Consider the following 21,703-nt stretch of genomic DNA (forward strand, 5'->3'; position numbering starts at 1 on the left):
CAGTGCGCCTGTGTAGCACATGAATCTCCGGGACGCGTTCGACGCCCCCGCGCCAGCGCTCGTTCTCGCCGAAGGTGCGTTCGGAACGATGGACGGAAAGACGGCCAACGGCGTCGTCATGCACAGCGAACTGTTCGACGCGCAGGCCGTCATCGACTCTACGCACGCCGACGAAGCGACGAGTGACGTTCTCGGACGCGCGGACGTCACCGACGTTCCGATAGTCCCCTCGACCGAGGACGCGCTCGAACGCGCTCCCGACGCCGAAGCCCTCGTCATCGGGGTCGCTCCCGCCGGTGGCGAACTGCCCGACGAATGGGTGAGTGACATCGAGGAGGCCATCCGCGCGGGACTGGACATCGTCTCCGGACTGCACGTCTTCCTCTCCGAGCGGGACCGATGGAAGCGCCTCGCGGACGAACACGGCGTCACCCTCTTCGACGTGCGAAAGCCGCCGGGAGAGGAGGATCTCCGCGTCGGTGACGGCAGCGTGGACGAGGCGGACGCGCGAATCGTGTTGACCGCCGGGACTGACTGTGCGGTCGGAAAGCGAACCACGACGTTCGAACTCTATCGGGCCGCCGAGCGCGCCGGACTGAACGCCGGGTGGGTCGCGACCGGACAAACGGGAATCATGGTCGGCGCGCACCGCGGCGTCGTCATCGACCGCGTTCCGGCGGACTTCACCGCGGGCGTCGTCGAAGACCTCGTGTCCGCCATCGCCGAGGACCACGACATCGTCTTCGTGGAGGGCCAAGCGTCGCTCATGCATCGCGCGTATTCGAGCGTCACGCTCGGACTCCTCCACGGCGCGTGGCCCGACGCGGTCGTACTGGTCGATGATCCTGACCGTGACAGCAGGACCCACTTCCACCAGTGGCCGGTCGCGGGCGTGGAGGCCGAACGCCACCTCGTGGAGGAACTCTCGGACGCGACGGTCGCCGCCGTTTCGACGTGGGCCGACCCCGCCGAGATCGACTACTCCGTCCCCGCCGCCAACGTCTACGACGAAGGGGGAGCGGACGACCTCCTCGCGATGGTTCGCGAGGCGCTGTGATGCGAATCGAACGTGCGACGGTCGAACCGCTCGACCTGCCGCTGCACGAACCGTTCGAAATCTCGCTGGGAACACAGCATCGTGCGAACAACGTGCTGGTCACGGTCGAAACCGAGAACGAGACCGGCTACGGCGAAGGCTCGCCCCTGACGCCGGTAACGGGCGAGACGCAGGAGGCGGCGCTCGCAACGGCTCGCGCCGCGACGAGGTTGCTCGAAGGAAAATCAGTCGCCGACTATCGCGGCCTCGTCGCCGAGGTACGGAACGCGTTTCCGGGCATGGTGTCGGCGCTGTTCGCGGTCGAAACCGCGATTCTCGACGCCTACTGCCGCGAGCGGGGGATGGCCCTCTCGGAACTGTTCGGCGGGTCGCCGGACCCCGTGACGACGGATTTCACCATCGGCATCATGTCGCCGAAAGAGGCGCGGGACGGCGCGTCGAGGGCGGCGGAACGCGGTTTCGACAACCTGAAGGTGAAGACGGGAACGACCGTCGCGGACGACGTCGCCCGCGTCGCCGCGGTGCACGAGGGCGCACCAGACGCGGAACTGACGGTGGACGCGAATCAGGGGTGGACGCCCAAGGAAACCGTCGCGTTCGTGGACGAACTCGAATCGCGCGGGATTCCGCTCTCGCTGGTCGAACAGCCGACCCCCGCGACGGACGTGGTCGGACTCGCGCGGGCGCGGGACGCCGTATCGGTTCCCGTCGCGGCCGACGAAGCGGTGTTCACGCCCGAGGACGCGGTTCGAATCGTCCGCGAGGAGGCGGCGGACGTGATAAACGTGAAACTCGGCAAGTCGGGACTCCTCGCCGCGCGGGACATCGCCGCCATCGCCGAGGCCGCGAACGTCGAGTTGATGGTGGGATGCATGCTCGAAAGCGCCATCGGAATTCACACTAGCGCACACCTCGTCTCCGGACTCGGGTCGTTCTCGCACGTCGATTTGGACGGCAACCTCCTCATCGCGGAGGACGTGATTTCGACGGACGGAGGACCGACCATCGACATCTCCGGGCCGGGTCACGGGGTCGTCCCGAGCGGAATCGAGTAACTCGACAGTCACATCGAGTGACTCCGAATATTCCGAGTGACTCCGAGTGACTCGGTATCATTCGACAGTCGTGTCAACGTTTGAAAACCCCTTTAGCCTCGAATCACCCAATCCGGCCTAATGAGTTACAAAATCGGCCTGGTCGGGAAACCCTCCGTGGGGAAATCGACCTTCTTCAACGCCGCGACGATGAACGATGTGCCGGAGGGTGCCTACCCCTTCACCACTATCGACCCGTCCATCGGCGAGGCCTACGCCCGCGTGGACTGTGCGGCACCCGAGTTCGACGAATCCTGCTCGCCGAGCGTCGGATTCTGCGAGGAGGGAACGCGCTACGTCCCGACGAAACTCGTGGACGTCGCCGGACTCATCCCCGGCGCACACGAGGGCAAGGGCCTCGGCAACCAGTTCCTCACCGACCTCAACGAGGCCGACGTGCTGGTTCACGTTGTGGACTTCTCCGGAATGACCGACATTGAGGGCGAACAGACCGAGGGCCACGACCCGCGCGACGACATCGACTTCCTCGAAAACGAACTCGACATGTGGTACCTCGAAATTCTGGAGAAGGGCATCGAGCGCTTCCGCTCGGGCTACGACGGCGACGAGAAACAAATCGAGGTGGACCTCGCGGAACAGATGTCGGCGTTCAAGACGAACAAGGACGAGATCAAGCAGATCATCCTCTCGCTCGGTCTCGATTTGGACCCCGAGACGTGGGAGGGGGAGGACCGCGAGGCGCTCGCGCGCGAAATCCGCAAGCGCACCAAACCCATGGTCATCGCGGCGAACAAGATGGACACCCCCGCGGCGCAAGCGAACTACGAGGAGATAACTTCTGACCCCGAGTACGAACACCTGACCATCATCCCCGCCAGCGCCCACGCCGAGAAGGCGCTCAAGAACGCCGCCGAACAGGGCGTCATCGACTACGACGCGGGCGATTCGGACTTCGAAATCACGGGCGACGTGAGCGAAGAACAGGAACAGGGCCTCGCCCAGATTCGGGAGTTCACCACCGAGTTCGACGGGACGGGCGTCCAGCGCGCCCTCGAAGCCGCGCTGTTCGACGAACTCAACCTCATCGCCGTGTTCCCCGGGTCGGCCAACGGCAGCGCCAGCGAGAAAGGCGTCTTCCGCGACTGCTTTTTGCTTCCCGGCGGTTCGACGGCGGAGGACTTCGCCTATCACCTGCACAGCGATATCGGCGACGGCTTCCTCCACGGTATCGACTGCCGGAGCAAGCGCCAGATCGGAAGCAGTTCCGAGTTGGACCACCGTTCCGTCGTCGAAATCGTCTCTACGGGTCAGTAACGATGAAATCCGCTAGTTGATCTTCTCTACTGTGCTCTTCTCATTTCGTGGCTCCTGTTGCTCGTCGTGAGCATGCGTTCGCCGTGATTTCAGTTGCTGGGAAGCAGCCCTCGAAATCCCCCGTTCGCTCGCTACGAAGTGGTTTTGACTTCACTGTGACTGCAACTGCTGGATTGAAGTCCCAGAAAGCCCCCGCCACGCTCGCGGCCGCTGTGCGGGATATCCGCACTCTCCGCACAGTTCGCGCGGATAGTGCCCGCACAGCCGACCACACAAGCGCGACTTCAGTCGGAGCGAAGCTCCGACAGCGTCCCCCTCACTCCGTTCGCGGGACCGGGCGGCCCCTTTCATCCACCCAGACGACCGCACCGCACCAGCCACTCCCTCCCCAACCGATTCGTTCCGTTCACATCGCTCACTTCACTCATCCCTCGCACGACTTCACCGGACCGACGCGGCCGATGGTTGGCCGCGTCGGTCTGTCAGCGCGCGCCATTCGGAAACAGGGATACCCGCTACTGACTAACCGCCGTGGCGCGTGCGCCAGCAGGTTCGCGGCCAGCTATCGGCCGCGAACCTGCGTGGCTATCACGCGAGGGATGACTGAGCGAAGTTCTCAGGAGCAACCGAAGGGAGCGGACGAGAACCCGGAAGAGCCTGTCTCTTCCGGGCGAAAGAATCGGTTGGGGAGGACGTGGCTGTCCTTGGCGGATGAAGGGCGAGTGAGCGAAGCGAACGAGGGCTTCGTGTTCCCTAGCAACAGGGAATATCGAAAATACGTCAATTCTACCATTTTCGCTTGAAAACCCGTAGTCTCGCCCATTTCCCAGTCGTCACACCGCACATGCTAGGGACGGGGACTAAGCGGGAACATAGAGGTATGTCATCATATGTCATCATCACACGGCAAAGACAGCAATAGCCTTTCACGGGACATGGGGCTGTTCGGGGCGATGAGCACCGTCGTCGCGGGGACGCTCGGTGCCGGGTTGTTCGTCACGCTCGGCACGGCGAGTTCCACGACCGGACCGAGTGTTATCCTCGTGGTAGTCCTCTCCGGACTGCTGGCGATGGCCATCGCGGTGAACTACAGTTGGATGGCGACCATCTTCCCGGCCGCCGCCGGGTCGTACGCCTACATCTCCCGGACGTTCGACAGTCGGCTTCCGGGCTTCATCGTCACGTGGTCGAAGTGGTTGGGGTACATGGCCGCCGACGCCGTGCTCGCGCTCGGTTTCGGCAGCTATCTCCAAGTGTTCTACCCCGGCATCGACCCGAAAATCGCTGGCTTCGCGCTCCTCACCGTCCTCTTCCTCGTCAACCTCGTCGGGACGAAGGAGTACAGCCTCTCGCAGAACGCCATCATGGCGGTGCTGATGCTCGCCATCCTCGTCCTCGTCATTCCGGGGTCGTTCCACGTCAACTCCGCGAACTACCAGCCGTTCTTCACCGGTGGAATGGACGGGTTCATCGGGGCCGCCGTCCCGCTGTTCTACGCGTACATCGGCATCGCCGTCGCGGGGCAGATGGGCGCGGAAGTCAAAGATCCGTCCAGGAACCTCCCGCTGGCGATGGTCGGCGGGACGCTTCTCCTCGTCGTCCTGTACGTCTGGACGGCCGCCGTCATCTACGGCGTCGTCGGCGACTACACCGTACTGGCGAACTCCGAGCGACCGCTGGCGACGGCGGCGGAGGCGTTCTTGGGTAACAGTGCGACCGCAGTCGTCGCGTTCGGCGGCCTGCTCGCCACCGCCTCCAGCGTCCACGCCGTGATGGCGGCGGGCATCAAGATGCCCTACTCGTGGTCGTGGGACGAGGTGTTCCCGAAGCAGTTCTCCGCGGTGAGTCAGCGGTTCGGCACGCCGCACTACTCCCTGTTGACGCTGTACCTCGTCGCCGCGGCGCTGACGTTCTGGAGCGACGGCCTCGACGAGGCAATCGTCATCGCCACGTTCAGCTACCTCATCGCGTACGCCACCGTGTCGTTGACCCTACTGTACGTCCGAGCCTCGCGTCCGGACCTCGTGGAACAGGCGGGATTCGACTACGGATGGCTCACCCCCATCACGGGCGTCATTGCCGCCCTCGGCGCGGTCGGCCTGTTGACGAAGGCTGCGAACTTCGGGGGATTGCCGGGTGCGTTCGCGGACTTCTTCGGGTCGCCGTTCGCCGGGAACATCCCGCTCGCCAGTGCGTACTGGACCGCGTTCGAGGGCGCGCCGACGCTCCGCATCTACCTGCCGTGGATGGTCGTCGGACTCGGCATCTTCGCCGTCTACTGGCGACTCGGCAACCGGCGCGGAACCGACGTGGGCGCGATTCTCGACACGCTTCCAGGCGTATCGAGCGACGACCACGACCCGACCATCGGGGATGTGACCTCGGATGACTGAACCCGCGGAACACGCGCGAATCGACCCGGACGAGACCATCTCCCTCCTACAGGAGATGGTGCAAATCCCCTCGCCGTACTTCGAGGAACACGAACTGAGCGAGTTCGTGTACGATTGGCTGGATTCGCGCGGCCTCGACCCCGAGTACCACCACGTCAGCGAACCGAACATCACGGAGTACGAGGGCGACAACGTCCTCGCTCGATTGGAGGGCAACGACCCGAACGCCCCGACGCTCCTGCTCAACGCGCACATGGACACCGTGCTGTTGGTCGAGGACTGGGAGGAAGACCCCTGTTCGGGACGAATCGAGGACGGCAAACTGTACGGACAGGGGGCCTGCGACATGAAGGGCGGCCTCGCCGCGGTCATGGTCGCCTTCGAAACGCTGGCGGAGATGGAGGGCGAACTCGCGGGCGACGTCGTCCTTTCCGCCGTGGTGGACGAGGAGGGACCGTACGGACTCGGCACCGACCGCCTCATCCGCGACGGCTACACCGACGACTACGACGCCGCCATCGTGACCGAACCGGGACCGATTCTCGCACAGGAAGAGGATATTCGGAATCCCGCGCTCCTCCTCGGCGCTCGGGGGCGGTTCCTCTACGACATCGAAGTCAAGGGCCACGCGGCCCACGGGTCGCAACCGCACAAGGGAATCAACGCCGTCGTCGATGCCGGGAAGGTCGCCGACGCGCTCTCGAACCTCGACGTCGGAAGTCACCCGAAACTCGGCGACGGGTCGGTCTGTCCCCTCCTGCTGGAGGGCGGCAGCCAGACGCTCTCGGTTCCCGAACGCGCCCACCTCATGGTCGACCGCCACGTCGTCATCGGCGAAACGGAGGAGAAAGTACGCGAACAGGCCGAGGAGGCCGTCGCGGACCTCGACATCGAGAGCGAAGTCGAAATCGGCTTCCGCGAGTCGCCGGACCCCGGCATCAAATACGGCCCCTACGTCACGCCCGAGGACCACGACCTCGTAACGTCGCTCGTCGGCGCGACGGAGTCCGTCTCGGGTGTCTCTCCCGACTTCGGCTACTTCGCCAGCGTCGGCGACTTCAACTACCTCGGCGACCGGGCGGACCTGCCGACCGTCATCGTCGGCCCGGACGGCGAAAACATCCACGGCGCGGGCGAGTTCGTCTACACCGACGAGGTGGTCGAGACGGCGCGGATCGTCGCCGAGGGTGCAATGCGATTCGTCGGGTCGGAGTAGCAAAGTAACGAGAAGAAACCGGGGTTCCCCCGACTCTCAGTCCGCCGGTTCGATGTTCTGGTTTACGTGGAAGACGTTGTCGGGGTCGTACTCCGCCTTGACCGCACGCAACCGCTCGTAGTTGTCGCCGTAACTGGCCCGTATCCGATCGTCCCCTTCCTCCATCATGAAGTTGATATACGAGCCACCGACCGTGTGCGGGTGGAGCGCGTCCCAGTAGTCGCGGGCCCATTTGATGATCTTCTCGTCGTTTTCCGGGTCGCCGTCGACGCCCACGATGACCATCGACCAGTTCGCGTCGCGAACGTTCCACGCGGTCCCGTCCGGTGCGACGTCGTGGACCGCCCCGTCGATGGGATAAAGGTGCATCGTCGATTGTGGAGTCGGCACCTCGCTGAACCGCTCGTGGACGGCGATGGCGTCGTCGGTCAACTCGCGCACGTAATCGCCCTTCCAGTACCATTGGTCGCCCGGCGGGTACAGGCCGTCGAACATGCCCTGGACCGCCGGATAGGGCATCTCATCGACGTGTTCGAACAGCGGTTCGGCGACGTCGCGGGCCGACTGAAGCGCCGCGTCGGCGTCGGACTCCGACCCCAGACAGCACCACACCAGTCCGCACACGTTCTCACCGTGGAGTTCTTCCGGGAACGGTTCGCCCGGCACCTCGGCGATCAGATAGAACGCGTACACGTCCTCCGGCGCCTGCGGAAGCCACTCGCGATACCAGCGCATCGTCGTTTCGAGTTCCGATATCGGCCAGAACAGCGGCCCCGCGATCACCGTCTCCACCGGGTGTAACTCGTATTCGAACGAGACGACCACGCCGAAGTTGCCGCCGCCGCCCCGAAGCGCCCAGAACAGGTCCTCGTTCTCGTCTTCGCTCGCGCGAACGAAGCGCCCGTCGGCGAGCACGACGTCCGCGCTCAGCAGGTTGTCGATCGTCAACCCGTACTTCCGGGTCAGATAGCCGTGCCCGCCGCCGAGCGTGAGGCCGCCGACGCCGGTCGTCGAGATGAGCCCGCTCACGGTCGCGAGGCCGAACGCGTGGGTCGCGGAATCCACGTCACCCCAGGTGCACCCCGGTTCGACTCGCACGGTCTTCGCGTCCGGGTCCACGCGGATGCCCGTCATGCCCGACAGGTCGATGACCAGTCCGTCGTCCACCAACCCCAGACCGGGGCCGCTGTGACCGCCGCTTCGTATGGCGACGTCGAAATCGTTCTCGCGGGCGAAGTTCACGGCCGCGATGACGTCCCCGACGTTGGCACACCGGACGATGAGTCCGGGACGTTTGTCTATCATCGCGTTATAAATCGTGCGCGCGTCGTCGAATTCCGGATCGTCCGGCCGAACCAACGTTCCTCGAAGGCCCTCCCGAAATCGCTCGATGCTCGTTTCGTCAGCGTCTTTGGCTGTCGTTGCCATTGTACCCCTCCTCCTGTCGCGCCCGTGCGGACGTCCCTCGCGTCCGAGTCACCATCGCAGCGGGCGCTAGTTGCCCTACTTCACCGACGACGTTAGATGTTACCAACTGTCAACGTACGGCGGCGATATCCGCAGAATCCACAGTACGTTCGGACGAAGTTCGGTAAACGTGGACACCATCGACGAAATCACCGGGAACTCGGAACCGGAGACGAGCGGCTACACGACTCGATTGGTGAGTTCCTCGTCGGCGTCGATGTGCTGTGTGTTCTCTCGGACGAGTTCCGCGATGTGTCGGTAGTAATCGACCTCCGCGGCGGCGGCGTGGGGCGTGACGATGGCGTCGTCCATGTCCCACAGTGGGGAGTCCTCGGGGAGCGGTTCCTCCTCGAACACGTCGAGGGCGGCACCCGCTATTTCGCCGTCCCGCACCGCCGCGACCAAGGCGTCTTGGTCGGCACAGTCGCCGCGACTCACGTTGATGAAGTAGGCGTCGTTGCGCATGGCCTCGAACGCCGCTTCATCCATCAGTCCTTCCGTCTCCTCCGTGAGCGGCGTCGCCAACGCGACGAACCGGGCGTTCGAGACGGCTTCGTGGAGGTCTTCGTTCGCGTACACCGTCCGAACGTGCGGGACCGATTCGGCGGAGCGACGGACGCCCGTGACCTGCATGCCGATGGCGTCGGCGCGCTTTGCGATTCCCTGCCCGAGGGTACCGAGACCGACCACGCAAATCGACTCGTGCTGGAGCGTAAACGGTTCGTCCCAGTCGGGGCGGTTCCACTCGTGAGCGACCTGCTGACGGGAGAATCTGTGGAGGCGGCGGGCGATTTCGAGCATGGTTCCCAACACCGTCTCGCCGACGCTCGTGCCGTGAATCCCCGTGCTGTTCGTCAGGACGATTCCCGCGTCCCCGAACTCGTCGAGCGGGAAGCGGTCGTAGCCCGCCTGAATCGAGTGCACCCATTCGAGATCGGCGTCGAGGAAGGCATCCCGGTGGGCGAACGTGACGAGCGCGTCGCAGTCCGAGAGCGCGTCGTCCCCGTCCGCCACGACGACGACCGTCGGGTCGAGCGCGGAGAGTTCCTCGCGCAGTTGCTCCGCCGGGAAGATGGCACCGACCGACTCGTGGATTCCGAGGTGTGAAATCTCCATGGGGAGGGGTATCCACGGCTTCGGAATGAATCTTCGGAAGGGGGAAGGCGGCGTTGATTGCCCCACGCGGCATCGGTAGTTTACTGTCGATTCGGCGGGAAAGCAGGCACAATGACGGGACGCGGCGACATCGGCGGGTGGTCGTTCGGGGAGACGGAGTGTACGGTCAGGAAACACCTCCTCCGCGAGGAGTTCCGAATTACGGACGCGGACGGGGAGACCCTGCTCACGACCGAACGCAAGGTGTCGGAAGGCCGGGCCACCTTTCCGTTTCGGGATGCGGACGAAAACCTCGCCTTTCGCGTCAATTCGGGCCAGACTTTCGACATCGCCGGGGAGTACGCGCTCGTTGAAGCGGGGACCGACGAGACGAAACTCGTCCTCTCACAGGAGTTGGACTTTCGCCGCCACCACTGGACCATCGACCGACCGGACGGGAGGACCCTCGCCGAACTTTCCTCCCGCCGGAGCATCTCCGGCGCGCTGAACACCGTCGTGGACGTGTTCTCGCCGTTCCCGCGCACGTTCACTGTCACGGCACCGAACGGCGAACACATCGGAACGATTTCGGGACGCCTCTCGCCGCGAACCGTCTACGACGTGCACATCGAGCGTCCCGGAGCGATTCCACGGACCACGCTCACCGCTGGCGTGATAGCCGTCGCCGTTCTGGAAAGCGTGTAGTCGGGAGCGATGATTCTCGGGGCGTATCGAAGGGGCGGCTCGGGAGAAATCCTCGTCACAAGGGGCTCGGAGGGGGTAACTTTCGTCACCGCCGCCCGAGCGGGAGTAGCCACCAGAGCGGTTTGACTCTTGCGCGTTCGGTCAGTCGTTCCACTCGGCTAATTCCCGCAGTTCGTCGGCTACCGCGCCGATATCTGCCCGCTCCAAAACGCCGCGTTCGGTGACGTAGCCGGAGACGAACTTCGCGGGCGTCACGTCGAACGTCGGGTTCAGGACCGACAGGTTCGCGTCGCCGTCGTACAGCGCGTCCGAGTCACCTTCTTCCAGCACGGGGTCGTCCCCGGTTCGAACCTTGTCCGTCGCGGTGACGACGAACACCGGAACGTCCTCGTTCCTCGCTGCCATCGCCGCCACTCGGGTTCCGGTCTTGTTCACCACGTCGCCGTTCGGGAGGACGGAATCGGCTCCGACGACGAGGCGGTCCACGTCCTCCGTCGCCAGCACGTGCGCTATCGCGGCGTCGGTGTGGAGCGTCACGTCCGTCCCGTCGGCCAGCGACTCCGCGACACCGACGCCTTCGCGGGCGGGTCGGGATTCGGCGACGAACACGCGGTCCGCGGCGCGAAGCGCGTCCAGCACCGTCCCGGAGCGCGAGAGCGTCAGCACCGTTTCGTCGGCGACCTGCTCGCGGGCGGTGCCCGTCGCCTCTTCGTCCACGCGGGAGGCGCGTTCGATGCCGTCGATTGCGGCACGTTCGACCGCCGCGGGGGTTCGGCCGTCGTCGGTCGCATCGGACATGGTGCGGTTCACGCGGTTCGTCAACGCGGCCATGCTCGGCCTGGCGTCGAGGAGATTCGCCGCGAGGTGGGGCAATTCGTCCCAGTCGCCGCCGTGAACCGCGCACAATCCGGCCCGGTCGCGGAGGACTTCGAGCGCCCGGACCGAGATGTACGCGGACCCGTGTTCGGTATCCTCGGCGACGGATTCGACCGTGGGCGCGACGCGGTCGTAGGAGGTCCACAAGTCCGGTACCGTCTCGCGCCGAAGGAGTTCGGTCGGCGGGACCCACGCCGTCTCGGTCGTCTCCCAGTCAGTGGTCGCGTCTCGACTCGAACAGTCGAAGAGATACGGGTGGACGACCCAACGCTTGTCGAGCGAGTCGTCGTCCACATCGAACGGGTCGCCAGCGCGGACGAACGTACAGGACGAGAGCAGTCCGGTCTCTTCCTCTATTTCCTCGCGTGCGAGCGCGTCGGGGTCGCCTTCGGCGTGTCCGGCGACGCCGCCCCACTTGCCGGAGTACGATCCGACCTCCTCGCTTCGGCGGAGGAGCAACACCTCCCCGCGGTTGCGCAGAAAGCAGGTGACGACGTGGGTTTCGTTCATACGAGGATAGACGGGAGAGCGACAGTTGAAGTCTCGGATGAAACGGGAGAGAGTGGCCCGACGACTCAGCGGTCGTAGGAAGCGATGGTCTTCCCGAAGCCGGCGATAACCGCGTCGTCGCGGACGACGGGGCGCATGGTCGCTCGTTCGGGCAGGTCGTACTTCACCAGTCGTCGCCCGCCGGGAGCGAACACGGTGAGATAGTTTCGGAACTCGCGGTCGCCGCGGTCGGTTTCCACTTCCTCCATCGTCTCGACGGCGACGCAATCCGCCGTCACGGTCATCGGAGTCCCGTAATTGACGCGCGTTCGCCACCGCTCCGCACCGGAGTCGAGACGGTACGCGATGAGGTACGTCTCCGTTTCCAGCACGCTTCGATGATAGTTCGAGTAGAGCGATATCACGATGTAAACGGTCGAGTCGGTGATTTCGGGGACGGCGTCCACGGACGCTATCCAATCGCTCTCCGTTCGCCACCGCTCCGCGCCGTCGTCCGCGTCGAGCGCGACCACTCCATTACTCGTGGCGACGGCGAGGACGTCGTCCGCGTATGCCAACCGTGCGCCGTTCCCGACGCCGCATCGCCAGAGCGTCGCCCCGTCTTCGGCCGAGTAGGCCCGGACGACGCCGGACGGGGAGGCCGCGAAGACGCGTTCGCCGTCGGTGGAGACGGACGCCCGAAGGGTCCCGAACGGGCGAAGCCACCGGATTCGCCCGGCGGTCACGTCGAGGGCGAAGACGACGAACTTCCCATACTCGTCGCTGTAGGCGATTCCGTACACCGTGGAATCGGAGATGACGGGCGGATAGCGACCGAACGTCAAGTAGCCGGTCCGAACCCGGCTCATAGCCTCGCCGTCGAGCGGAACGGTGCGGATGATGCCCTCGGACTCGACGAGAGCGCCGCGGTCGGAGACCACCGGAGGTGTCGTAATTCGCGGCAGTTCGACGAGTCGGTCGTAGGCACCCGAGAACCGAAGATGGCCGAGTTCGCTGTCGGCCGTGAGCGTCGTCGCGACGACGAGACCGTCATCGGTGAGCGTCGTGGCCCGCGCCGGGGTTCCGTCGAACTCGACCGACCAGCGTGGCTGTTGCTTGGGGGACTGCGCCTGAAGGTCGGTACAGCCACTGCCGACGATGGACAGGCCGAGACCGGTAGCGCGGAGAAAGTCGCGTCGGGACGAACGACCGACCATACCTATGGAGTCCAGAAGCGGGGACTAAAACGTTGCGACGACCCCTCAAACGTTTTTCTACCCGGACGATGAAATCACGACCATGATCCGGGTCGCCGTCATCAGCGACACGCACATCCCGTCACGCGCGAATCGAATCCCCGACTGGGTCCGTACCCGAGTCATGCGGGCGGACCACACCGTCCACGCGGGCGATTTCGATTCGGCGGACGCGCTGGCGTCGGTCCACGAACTGACCGACGGAAACTACACCGCCGTCAGCGGGAACACGGACCCGGCGTCGCTTCGGCTGCCCGAGGTGGCGACCCTCGAACTCGGCGGCGTCACGTTCGTCGTCACGCACGGGACGGGACCGAAACGGGGATACGGGGAGCGTGTCGCACGCATCGTTCGAGAGACGGTGGAAGCGGACGGAGCCACGACGAAAGGATCGACCGATGCGTCCGTCGTCGGCGTCGCGGGACACACGCACGAACCGATGGACGAAACCGTCGACGGCGTCCGACTGTTGAATCCGGGGAGCGCCACGGGGGCGGCCCCGGCGGAGACGGCGACGATGTTCGTCGTTACCGTCGAGGACGGCGAGATCGACGTTCAGCGACACGAAAGCTGACCCGTTTTGCACCTTCCGGTCGGGTTTTTATCGGCGCGCACCAACGGCCAGCCATGAACGTCTTCGCGGTATCCGGGATTCCCGAGGTCGAACCCGGCGACGACATCGCAACCCTCGTCGAGGAGCGGGTGGACCTCGAACCCGGCGACGTGCTGTTGGTCGCGAGTACCATCGTCTCGAAAGCGGAAGGGCGGACCGCAACGCTCGATGACTTCCCGGCGAGCCCGCGAGCGGAGGAGATCGCGGGCCGTCTGTCGGAGATTTCGGGCGAGGAGAAGGACCCGCGGTTCGCACAGGCCGTCCTCGAAGAGAGCACGGAACTGATCATGGAAGCGCCATTCCTGTTGACCGCGACGCGGTTCGGTCACACCGGCGTCAACGCGGGCATCGACCGGTCGAACACGGGGGATGCGGACCTCCTTTTGCTCCCGAAACGACCGGGGGAGAGCGCCGCACGGATTCGGTCGGGACTCTCCATCGACGTGCCCGTGGTCGTCACCGACACCTGCGGTAGGCCGTTCCGCCACGGGCAACGCGGCGTCGCCATCGGGTGGGACGGACTGCCCGCGAGCAGAGACTGGCGGGGCGAACGCGACAGGGACGGCCACGAACTCGAAGTGACGGTCGAATCCGTCGTGGACGAACTCGCCTCGGCGGCGAACCTCGTGAGCGGCGAGGGTGCCGACGGCCTGCCGGTCGTCGTCGTCCGCGACTGGGAGTTCGGCGACCACGAGGGAAGCGACAACCTGTTCCGGTCGGTCGACGGCGACTTCGTCCGACAGGCGCTCCGGGGGTGGGAGTTTGCACGGGATTGAGCTCACGCCCGAAGAACCGGTTTCCGATCTCGTCGCGCTCGCCGAGCGCGCCGAAGAGGAGGGCTTCGACACGCTGTTCGCCAGCAGTCACTACAACAACCGCGACCCGTTCACCGTCCTCTCGCGGGTCGCCGACGCGACGGAGGACATCCGCCTCGGACCGGGCGTCGTCAACCCCTACGAGAGCCATCCGGTGACGCTCGCCTCGCGGGTCGCGACGCTCGACGAGGCGAGCGGCGGACGCGCGGTGCTGGGGGTCGGTGCGGGCGACCGCTCGACGCTCCGAAACCTCGGCATCGACCGCGACAGACCGCTCCGGCGCGTTCTGGAGACTATGAAGGTTTCACAGCGGCTTTGGGCGGGCGAGCGCGTCACCCACGAGGGGACCTTCACCGCGCGGGACGCGGGCCTGAACTACGACGTCGGGGAGATTCCGGTGTACGTCGGCGCACAGGGTCCGCACATGCTTCGAATGAGCGCGAAACACGCGGACGGTGCGCTGGTCAACGCCTCACATCCGCGCGATTTCGACTGGGCGAGCGACCGAATCGAGGAGGGGTTGGCCGAGCGCCCGGACGAGCGGGGCGAGTTCGATTTCGCCGCCTACGCCTGCGTGAGCGTGGCCGAAGACGAGGATGAAGCACGCGAGGCCGCCCGTCCGCCGGTGGCGTTCGTCGTAGGCGGGACGGCGGAGCCGGTGCTCGACAGACACGGAATCGACCACGAGGCGGCGGGAGAAATCGGCGAGCGAATCGAAACCGGCGAGTTCTCCGCGGCTTTCGAGGCGGTGACGCCCGCGATGATAGACGCCTTCTGCATCGCCGGGACGCCGGAGACGGTGGCCGACCGAATCGCCGCCGTCCTCGACTACGCCGACAGTTTCGTCGCCGGATCGCCGCTCGGTCCGGACCGAGAGAATGCGATCGGTCTTATTGCGGCGGCGTTCGACCGGGCACGTCGGAGATGAGCGCGGAACCCAGTCCGCCGAGCGTCAGGTAGGCGAAAAACAGCACGGAGAAGCCGACGAAGACGGCCCCGAAGAGCAACATTAATGCCGGGATGGGGTTCGACGTCGCCGTCGCCACGTCGGTGAACAGCCGAGCCATTTCGGTGAAGTTGGAGAGGAGTCCTGCCATGGCCGATACTCCGTACCGGGGGTACTTGGATGCTCCGTCACGCTTACGACCGGGCGCTTCGTAGGCGGGAACGTGTCAGAGGATAGGTCGCTCTCGGATTTCGCCGGGAAGACGGGCGAGTCGGATGAAACGGAAGAAGCGGGAGAACCGAGTGAACGGGAGGAGTCGGCGGAGGTTCCCGAAGTCGACGAATCGGCGGAGGTTCCCGAAGTCGAACCCGCCCGAGCGACGTACGATTGGACGCCGACGGGTGCGGCGTGTGCGTGCTGTGGGTCCACGGTCGAGAAACGCTGGCGCGACGAGGACGGGATGGTCTGTGCCGACTGCAAGGAGTGGTGAGGTCCGCCGGCGAAGTGACCGTCGTTCGAGAAGACTTATTCCGAGCGGTCGAGAGCGATTCGACGATGCCCTCCGACCGACGCTCGTTTCTCGCCGCCGCCGGGACCACCCTCGCCGCGCTGTCAGGGTGCGTGACGTTCGACCCGCCCGCGACGACCGGGACGTGGCCTCGCAGTGCCATCGACAATGCACATACCGGCCGTTCGAAGATCGAGGGTCCCACGACTTCGCTGTACGAGGTTTGGCACCGCGACCGACCGGACGGGGGCGCATTGCAGGCCTCGCCAGTCGTCGGAAACGGGCGGGTCTACACCGTCTATTCCCGCGAAAGCACGACGAACGAATCGGATGCGGGTGGCGCGTGGCTCGAAGCGTTCGACGCGGGGAGCGGTGAATCACGGTGGAAGACCGAACTGTTTCGTTCGGACGAATTTTACTACTTCTACGCCTCGGACTCCCTCGTTCTCGACAGCGATACGGTTTACGTGCAGACGAAACCGGGACTGAAGGCGGTGGGGACGGACGGAACCGTCCGGTGGACGTTCGACAACCTCTACGAGTCACAACAGACGCCGGACGTGGTGTCGCCCGTCGTGACGGACGACGTAGTCATCGCGGGGACCTACAGTACGTCGTACGACGAGCGAGGGGAAGTCGAGACCGTATACGGAATCGACCCGAACGACGGGAGCGAACGCTGGCGGACCGAGTTCCCCGAACTCGACGGGATGTGGCAACTGTCGGCCGCCGACGGCGTGGTGTACGTGCCGTTCCGGTATCCGAACGGGTGGCTCGTGGCGTTGGACGTGCGAACTGGGGAAGAGCTATGGCGGCGACGGATTCCCGTGAACGGTACCCCGACCATCGCCGACGGACGGCTGTTTTCCGGCCTCAACGACGGACGCAGTGACCGCGATTATCTGGGCGCGTTCGACCCGACGAACGGGACCGAACTGTGGCGCAAACGAATCGGCCCGCGGTGGGCGGATTCCGGTTTCGCGGTGGCCGACGGACTGGTGTATCACATCGGGGAGTTCAACCTCGTGGCTCGTCGCGTCGAAACCGGTGAGCGCGTGTGGACGTTCGGCGGGTCGGAAAAACGACGAATCGACCTCAGAACGACACCCGTCGTCGCCGGAGATTCGGTCTACGTGAACGGCTACGAGCAGCGGAAAACGATGTACGGTCGAACGTTCGTTCTGAACACGAAGACGGGCGAAACGCGGGGACAGTTCGCGCTCGGACGGAACAGATATTCTCGGAGTTCCCCGGCAGTCGCGGACGAACTCGTCTTCGTCAACTCGAACGCCGGTCGGCTGTTTGCGGTCGGCGAGTGCGACACGGAAATAGCGGGACACTGCGTGGTTGGATAACCGACTTGTCCTTTCGTTCCGGACTGTTCCCTTGAAATCATGTTAGACGGAGTACCCTGCCCTATTTGTCGTTTCGGTTGAAAGACCAATCCACAAAGTATTCAACGGTAACTGGAACACCTCTTCGAATAGCGACAAAAGTTACAAAGGCACGCCCCCATAGTACGTGTAACGAGGAAGACGCAGGAGCAGCGTTTTCACTGCCCATCAGGACCCGTTTCGACTCAATAGCGCATTCATAGCATGAAGGAAGCTAACAAAGACCCCGAGCCGACCCCTGTAGAGCGACCCACAGACGAATTTGCGGACCCACTTTCGGTCGAGGACGCGGCGGATTTGACAGGACGCATCATCGACAACATCGAACACGTTATCGTCGGTCAGCACGACGTCGCGGAACACATTTTGACGACGATTCTCGCGCGCGGCCATCTCCTTCTCGAAGACGTTCCCGGCGTCGGAAAGACGATGCTCGCCCGCTCGTTGGCGCGCTCCATCGACTGTTCGTTCAAGCGCGTGCAGTTCACGCCCGACCTCCTCCCGTCCGACGTGACCGGCGTCAACATCTACAACCAGAAGACGAACGAGTTCGATTTCCAACCCGGACCGATATTCGGAAACGTCGTTCTCGCGGACGAGATCAACCGCGCGCCGCCGAAAACGCAATCCGCCCTCCTCGAAGCGATGGAGGAAGAGCAGGTGACGATAGACGGGAAAACCCACGACGTCCCAAATCCCTTCACCGTCATCGCCACGCAGAACGCCATCGAACAGGACCGAACCTACGAACTGCCGGTCGCCGAAATCGACCGGTTCATGAAGAAACTCTCGCTCGGCTATCCGAACCCGAAGGACGAATCCGAAGTCCTCCGGCGTGTCGTCGGCGAACATCCAATTCGCCGACTCGACCCGATTGCGAGCGCGAGCGACATCCGGCGGGCGCGGGCGACCATCACGAAAGTAACGGTACGAGAACCTGTTCGGGAGTACGTCACCCGACTCGCCAACTACACCCGAGACCGCAGTCAACTCGGCGTGAGTCCGCGCGGGTCGATTTCGCTCCTCCGCGCGGCGCAGGCGCGGGCCGTCCTCAACGGCCGCGATTACGTGATCCCGGACGACGTGAAGGCCGAAGCGGAAGTCGTCCTCGCCCACCGCATCCGAGGTAGTTCCGGCGTCATGGGCGGCGAAGAGGGGCGCAAGATGGTTCAAAACGCCCTCGACAACGTCCCGGTGGAGTGAGATGCTGACGCGACGTGGCGCGACCTTCGTCGCCGTCGGTGTCGCCGGGTTCCTGCTGGCGTGGACGTTCGGCGCACGGTCGCTGAACGCCGTCGTCGGGCCGATTCTGGTGGCACTGGTCGTGGGGTACGTCCAACTGAAACGGACGACGCACCCGGGACTCGACGTGTCCGCGCCGAGCGTCGGGTCGCGCGAGGAGGAGGCGACCGTAGCACTCGACTTCACCGCACCCGACCCGTTCGCCGGAACGGTCGAGTTGGAACTCGGCGACGGACTCGAATACGACGGCGGGCCAAAGGAGACGAGCATCGGCGAGACGGCGGTCGAGTTCGACGTACGCCTCGCCGAGCGCGGCGAGCAGTCCATCGGACCGGTTCGCGTCGTCGCGAAGGACGTGTTCGGCCTGTTCGAGCGGACGTTCACCCATCAGATACGGGAGACCATCCTCGTCTTTCCGCGAATAGAGCCGGTGAGCGGCGACACGACGGTCAAAGCGCTCGAAGACAGCCACGTGAGCGCGGCCCGACGCGAGTTCGAGCAACTACGGGAGTATCGAACCGGCGACCCGCTCCGGGACGTTCACTGGAAGTCGAGCGCGAAGCGGCCGACGGGCGAGATGCTCGTCCGGCAGTTCGAAGCACAGGAGGAGAGCAAACGGATAGAGATCGCGGCCGATGCGGACGCGGGTCGCGTCGATTCGGTGGCGGACGCGGCCGCCAGCATCGCGTCGGCCCTCCTCGACGGCGGCGTCTCCGTCGGCGTGACGACGCCGGAAGGCCGCGTCGCCCCGTCCGGCGTGCCGGAACAGCAGACGAAGATACTCACCCTGCTCGCGCGCATGGAGAGCGGACGGGTTCACGAGCGCGAGCGAGCGCGAGCGGACGTCCTCGTCCGGGGACCGACGGAGCGGGAAAGCGCGGAAATCGAGTGGGGCGGCGACAGGATGTCGTTCGACCGGTTCATCTCGGGTGACGGAGGGACGTCCGCGCCGGAAACACCTCGTGCGGACGGAGTTGCCCGTGCGGACGGAGGTGAGAACCGATGAGTACAGCGGAGGGCTTCGAATTCGGCGGCGTCACGGTTCCGTATCGAGGGCTCGCGATGGTTTCGACCGCCGTCCTCATCGGGTCGTATCTGACCATCCTCTACGACATCGCGAACATCGCGGGCGACAGAGGGGACCTCCTCCTGTTGGCCGCCGGTGCGTTCGTCGGGGCGACCCTGTTGGCGCGAAAACTGCCGGTGTGGGTCGCGTTCGCCGTCGGAACGGTGTTGTTCGTCGGCGGGATGTTCACCTACTACGCGACTATACCGGGCGGAGTCAACGTGATTTCGCAGGCCGGACAGATTCTCGCGGACAACATCGCCCTGTTGACCGGCCTCTCGATTCTGGAGATGCGGAAGGTCGGCGCGTGGGCGCTGGGTGTCGCACCTGCCACCGTCTTCGTCCCGTGGTATCTCGTCTGCCGCCGCCGATACGTACTCGCGGCGGCGAGCGGTGGCATCGCGCTCGCCTTTTTCGTCCTCACGGGTGATGCCGGTTCGCTCGTGACGCTCGCGGGGATGCTCGGTGCGCTCGGTATCGTCGCCTTCGGGACGATGGCGCGGTACGGCGGAACCGTCGGTCAGATAGACGTGTTGGTCGTCGCGCTGGTCGCGATGATACTCCTCTCGGCGACGATGAGCGTCGTCCCCGGCGGACGCGCGAGTCCGATACTGTCGAACACCGGCGGCGGGTCGGGCGGTGGCGGTGGCCTCGTCAGCAACAGCGCACGGCTCTCGATACAGGGGAGCATCGAACTGTCGCCGAAAGTGCAGTACACCGTTACCGCGAGCGACTCGGGATACTGGAAGGTCGCGTCCTACGACCGCTACACAGGAAAGGGTTGGATTCAAACCAGCGGCAGCAGCGCCTACGAACGGCAGTCGCCGCCGCCGGGAAGCTCCTACGAGATTCGGCAGACGTTCACGGTCAAAGCGACCCGAGCCGACGCGATGCCCGCCGCGTGGAAGCCGATTCGGGTCCTCGGGAATCAGCGGGGCAACACGCGAATCAGTAGCAGCGGAAGCCTCTCACCGAAACAACCGCTGACGAAGAACCAGTCCTACAGCGTCGTCAGTCAGGTTCCGAGCAAAATCCCGAGCACGCTGCGGAACGCCGGAACCGACTACCCGAGCGACGTTCGACAGCGGTACACCCACGTTCCCGGAAGCACGTCACAGCGGTTGAAAGAGCGGACGGCCGAAATCACGAACGACGCGGAAAACCCCTACGACGAGGCCGTCGCCATCGAAGAGTGGTTGGAAACGAACAAGGAGTACTCGCTCGACGTGGAGCGGCCGAACGGAAACGTCGCCGACTCGTTCGTCTTCGACATGGACGAGGGATACTGCGTCTACTACGCGACGTCGATGGTCGTCATGCTCCGCACGCAAGGGATTCCTGCGCGGTTCGTCACCGGCTACACCTCCGGACAGCGGACGAGCGAGGATACATGGGTGGTTCGCGGCCTCGACTCGCACGCGTGGGTCGAAGTGTACTTCCCCGACACGGGATGGGTCCGGTTCGACCCGACACCCACCGACGAGCGCGTCGATACCGAGCAGTCGATAGTCGAAACCGCACGTACGAACGGAAAAACCGGAATCGACGCGGCGGGAAGCGAAAACGGAACGTGGACCACGACGCCCGCGACCACGACACCGACGACCACGACGCCCACGCCCACCACGTCCGAGGAGACGAACGACACCTCGAACGGGTCGACGGGCGGGGCGGTCCCCGAACGCCGCAACGGGAACAATCCGGGTATCGGCACGAACGGTCCAACGAGCACCACCACGACGACGAACGCGAGCACTGGCGGTGGCGGGATTCACATCGAACCGCCTTCGAAATCGCAGGTCCTCTACGCAGGTCTGTTGCTCCTCGGACTGTTGCTCATCGGGAGACGGACGGGACTGGCCGAGCGCGCGTATCGAAGCATGTGGGTGCGCTGGCAACCGCGGGACGAACCGGACTCGGACGTCGAACGGGCGTTCGACAGGCTGGAGTACCACCTGTCGCGCAAGCATCGAAAGCGCCGCCCGGGGGAGACGCCGCGCGAGTACATCAGTTCGCTCTCGCACGTCGGCGTGGACGAGCGGGCAAAACGTGTCGGGTCGTTGTACGAAAAGACCCGGTACGCGGGCGAAGTGACGCGCGATAACGCGGACGAGGCCGTGTCGCTCGTAAACGACATCGTCCGCGGGGCGGGTCGGGGCGGAACGAACGGCTAATCACCGTTCGATATGGCAACAC

At 64.9% G+C, this 21,703-nt stretch carries 19 protein-coding genes; 14 read left to right on the top strand and 5 right to left on the bottom strand.

The features are described 5' to 3' along the window. Positions 1-19 precede the first annotated feature (19 nt). The 5 genes from ACGYLY_RS11815 (at position 20) to ACGYLY_RS11835 (ending at position 7,035) form a co-directional block, all read left to right on the top strand. Positions 20-1,057: a DUF1611 domain-containing protein gene (locus ACGYLY_RS11815; protein ID WP_395281419.1), complete on the top strand. Its 1,038-nt coding sequence runs from the start codon at positions 20-22 to the stop codon at positions 1,055-1,057. Beyond that, the gene (locus tag ACGYLY_RS11820; protein ID WP_395281418.1) at positions 1,057-2,112 is read left to right on the top strand and encodes a dipeptide epimerase; all 1,056 of its coding nucleotides are present in this window, start codon (positions 1,057-1,059) and stop codon (positions 2,110-2,112) included. Before ACGYLY_RS11815 ends, ACGYLY_RS11820 begins: the two co-directional genes overlap by 1 nt. 120 nt (positions 2,113-2,232) lie before the next feature. After that, entirely contained in the window at positions 2,233-3,426 is a 1,194-nt protein-coding gene (locus ACGYLY_RS11825) for a redox-regulated ATPase YchF (RefSeq protein ID WP_395281417.1), read from the top strand. Positions 3,427-4,316: 890 nt separating this feature from the next. Next, complete coding sequence (locus ACGYLY_RS11830; protein ID WP_395281416.1) at positions 4,317-5,819, top strand: APC family permease; 1,503 nt, start codon at positions 4,317-4,319, stop codon at positions 5,817-5,819. Then, a complete protein-coding gene (locus ACGYLY_RS11835; protein ID WP_395281415.1) occupies positions 5,812-7,035 on the top strand; it encodes a M20 family metallopeptidase in 1,224 nt (407 codons plus the stop codon). The genes ACGYLY_RS11830 and ACGYLY_RS11835 overlap by 8 nt, the downstream gene beginning before the upstream one ends. Positions 7,036-7,071: 36 nt before the next feature. Here the strand turns inward: ACGYLY_RS11835 and ACGYLY_RS11840 are convergent, their stop codons facing one another. Beyond that, positions 7,072-8,463, bottom strand: a complete 1,392-nt coding sequence (locus ACGYLY_RS11840) for an FAD-binding oxidoreductase (RefSeq protein WP_395281414.1) — start codon at positions 8,461-8,463, stop codon at positions 7,072-7,074. Between the two features lie 219 nt (positions 8,464-8,682). Further along, on the bottom strand, positions 8,683-9,618 hold the full coding sequence (gene ddh, locus ACGYLY_RS11845; protein WP_395281413.1) for a D-2-hydroxyacid dehydrogenase: 936 nt from the start codon (positions 9,616-9,618) through the stop codon (positions 8,683-8,685). Between the two features lie 111 nt (positions 9,619-9,729). Here ddh and ACGYLY_RS11850 point away from each other — a divergent pair, with 111 nt between their 5' ends. Then, positions 9,730-10,302 carry a hypothetical protein gene (locus ACGYLY_RS11850; RefSeq protein WP_395281412.1) on the top strand — a complete coding sequence of 191 codons (573 nt, stop codon included), beginning with the start codon at positions 9,730-9,732 and terminating at the stop codon, positions 10,300-10,302. A gap of 141 nt (positions 10,303-10,443) precedes the next feature. Here the strand turns inward: ACGYLY_RS11850 and ACGYLY_RS11855 are convergent, their stop codons facing one another. Both ACGYLY_RS11855 and ACGYLY_RS11860 read right to left on the bottom strand, forming a co-directional pair. Next, on the bottom strand, positions 10,444-11,688 hold the full coding sequence (locus ACGYLY_RS11855) for an NUDIX domain-containing protein (RefSeq protein WP_395281411.1): 1,245 nt from the start codon (positions 11,686-11,688) through the stop codon (positions 10,444-10,446). A gap of 65 nt (positions 11,689-11,753) precedes the next feature. Continuing rightward, positions 11,754-12,884 (bottom strand): PQQ-binding-like beta-propeller repeat protein, encoded by a 1,131-nt coding sequence (locus ACGYLY_RS11860; RefSeq protein ID WP_395281409.1) that lies wholly within the window; start codon positions 12,882-12,884, stop codon positions 11,754-11,756. An 82-nt stretch (positions 12,885-12,966) separates the two neighbouring features. Between ACGYLY_RS11860 and ACGYLY_RS11865 the strand changes: the two genes are divergently transcribed. Genes ACGYLY_RS11865 through ACGYLY_RS11875 form a run of 3 tightly spaced genes read left to right on the top strand, consistent with a single transcriptional unit; the run spans position 12,967 to position 15,279 of the window. Beyond that, the gene (locus ACGYLY_RS11865; protein WP_395281408.1) at positions 12,967-13,497 is read left to right on the top strand and encodes a metallophosphoesterase family protein; all 531 of its coding nucleotides are present in this window, start codon (positions 12,967-12,969) and stop codon (positions 13,495-13,497) included. A 53-nt stretch (positions 13,498-13,550) separates the two neighbouring features. Continuing rightward, the gene (locus tag ACGYLY_RS11870) at positions 13,551-14,312 is read left to right on the top strand and encodes a coenzyme F420-0:L-glutamate ligase (RefSeq protein WP_395281407.1); all 762 of its coding nucleotides are present in this window, start codon (positions 13,551-13,553) and stop codon (positions 14,310-14,312) included. Beyond that, positions 14,299-15,279, top strand: a complete 981-nt coding sequence (locus ACGYLY_RS11875; RefSeq protein WP_395281406.1) for a 5,10-methylenetetrahydromethanopterin reductase — start codon at positions 14,299-14,301, stop codon at positions 15,277-15,279. Before ACGYLY_RS11870 ends, ACGYLY_RS11875 begins: the two co-directional genes overlap by 14 nt. Here the strand turns inward: ACGYLY_RS11875 and ACGYLY_RS11880 are convergent. After that, on the bottom strand, positions 15,242-15,448 hold the full coding sequence (locus ACGYLY_RS11880) for a hypothetical protein (protein ID WP_395281405.1): 207 nt from the start codon (positions 15,446-15,448) through the stop codon (positions 15,242-15,244). The genes ACGYLY_RS11875 and ACGYLY_RS11880 overlap by 38 nt on opposite strands. Positions 15,449-15,520: 72 nt before the next feature. On the opposite strand from ACGYLY_RS11880, the gene ACGYLY_RS11885 reads away from it, so the two are divergent. The 5 genes from ACGYLY_RS11885 to ACGYLY_RS11905 all read left to right on the top strand — a co-directional run bounded on the left by ACGYLY_RS11885 (position 15,521) and on the right by ACGYLY_RS11905 (position 21,681). After that, the gene (locus ACGYLY_RS11885; protein ID WP_395281404.1) at positions 15,521-15,787 is read left to right on the top strand and encodes a hypothetical protein; all 267 of its coding nucleotides are present in this window, start codon (positions 15,521-15,523) and stop codon (positions 15,785-15,787) included. 65 nt (positions 15,788-15,852) lie between these two features. Continuing rightward, positions 15,853-17,160, top strand: coding sequence for a PQQ-binding-like beta-propeller repeat protein (locus ACGYLY_RS11890; RefSeq protein WP_395281403.1), 1,308 nt, complete (start codon positions 15,853-15,855; stop codon positions 17,158-17,160). Positions 17,161-17,403: 243 nt separating this feature from the next. Next, entirely contained in the window at positions 17,404-18,402 is a 999-nt protein-coding gene (locus tag ACGYLY_RS11895; protein WP_395281402.1) for an AAA family ATPase, read from the top strand. Between the two features lies 1 nt (position 18,403). Next, on the top strand, positions 18,404-19,447 hold the full coding sequence (locus tag ACGYLY_RS11900; RefSeq protein WP_395281401.1) for a DUF58 domain-containing protein: 1,044 nt from the start codon (positions 18,404-18,406) through the stop codon (positions 19,445-19,447). Continuing rightward, positions 19,444-21,681 (top strand): DUF3488 and DUF4129 domain-containing transglutaminase family protein, encoded by a 2,238-nt coding sequence (locus tag ACGYLY_RS11905; protein ID WP_395281400.1) that lies wholly within the window; start codon positions 19,444-19,446, stop codon positions 21,679-21,681. The genes ACGYLY_RS11900 and ACGYLY_RS11905 overlap by 4 nt, the downstream gene beginning before the upstream one ends. The last annotated feature ends 22 nt before the right edge of the window (positions 21,682-21,703 follow it).

Source organism: Haladaptatus sp. CMAA 1909 (genome assembly GCF_043952005.1).
In the GTDB taxonomy this organism is placed as follows: domain Archaea; phylum Halobacteriota; class Halobacteria; order Halobacteriales; family Haladaptataceae; genus Haladaptatus.

Coding starts and splice junctions, on each gene's coding strand:
- ACGYLY_RS11815 (WP_395281419.1), top strand. CDS start 20: ATGAATCTCCGGGACGCGTTCGACGCCCCCGCGCCAGCGCTCGTTCTC.
- ACGYLY_RS11820 (WP_395281418.1), top strand. CDS start 1,057: ATGCGAATCGAACGTGCGACGGTCGAACCGCTCGACCTGCCGCTGCAC.
- ACGYLY_RS11825 (WP_395281417.1), top strand. CDS start 2,233: ATGAGTTACAAAATCGGCCTGGTCGGGAAACCCTCCGTGGGGAAATCG.
- ACGYLY_RS11830 (WP_395281416.1), top strand. CDS start 4,317: ATGTCATCATCACACGGCAAAGACAGCAATAGCCTTTCACGGGACATG.
- ACGYLY_RS11835 (WP_395281415.1), top strand. CDS start 5,812: ATGACTGAACCCGCGGAACACGCGCGAATCGACCCGGACGAGACCATC.
- ACGYLY_RS11840 (WP_395281414.1), bottom strand. CDS start 8,463: ATGGCAACGACAGCCAAAGACGCTGACGAAACGAGCATCGAGCGATTT.
- ddh (WP_395281413.1), bottom strand. CDS start 9,618: ATGGAGATTTCACACCTCGGAATCCACGAGTCGGTCGGTGCCATCTTC.
- ACGYLY_RS11850 (WP_395281412.1), top strand. CDS start 9,730: ATGACGGGACGCGGCGACATCGGCGGGTGGTCGTTCGGGGAGACGGAG.
- ACGYLY_RS11855 (WP_395281411.1), bottom strand. CDS start 11,688: ATGAACGAAACCCACGTCGTCACCTGCTTTCTGCGCAACCGCGGGGAG.
- ACGYLY_RS11860 (WP_395281409.1), bottom strand. CDS start 12,884: ATGGTCGGTCGTTCGTCCCGACGCGACTTTCTCCGCGCTACCGGTCTC.
- ACGYLY_RS11865 (WP_395281408.1), top strand. CDS start 12,967: ATGATCCGGGTCGCCGTCATCAGCGACACGCACATCCCGTCACGCGCG.
- ACGYLY_RS11870 (WP_395281407.1), top strand. CDS start 13,551: ATGAACGTCTTCGCGGTATCCGGGATTCCCGAGGTCGAACCCGGCGAC.
- ACGYLY_RS11880 (WP_395281405.1), bottom strand. CDS start 15,448: ATGGCAGGACTCCTCTCCAACTTCACCGAAATGGCTCGGCTGTTCACC.
- ACGYLY_RS11890 (WP_395281403.1), top strand. CDS start 15,853: ATGCCCTCCGACCGACGCTCGTTTCTCGCCGCCGCCGGGACCACCCTC.
- ACGYLY_RS11895 (WP_395281402.1), top strand. CDS start 17,404: ATGAAGGAAGCTAACAAAGACCCCGAGCCGACCCCTGTAGAGCGACCC.
- ACGYLY_RS11900 (WP_395281401.1), top strand. CDS start 18,404: ATGCTGACGCGACGTGGCGCGACCTTCGTCGCCGTCGGTGTCGCCGGG.
- ACGYLY_RS11905 (WP_395281400.1), top strand. CDS start 19,444: ATGAGTACAGCGGAGGGCTTCGAATTCGGCGGCGTCACGGTTCCGTAT.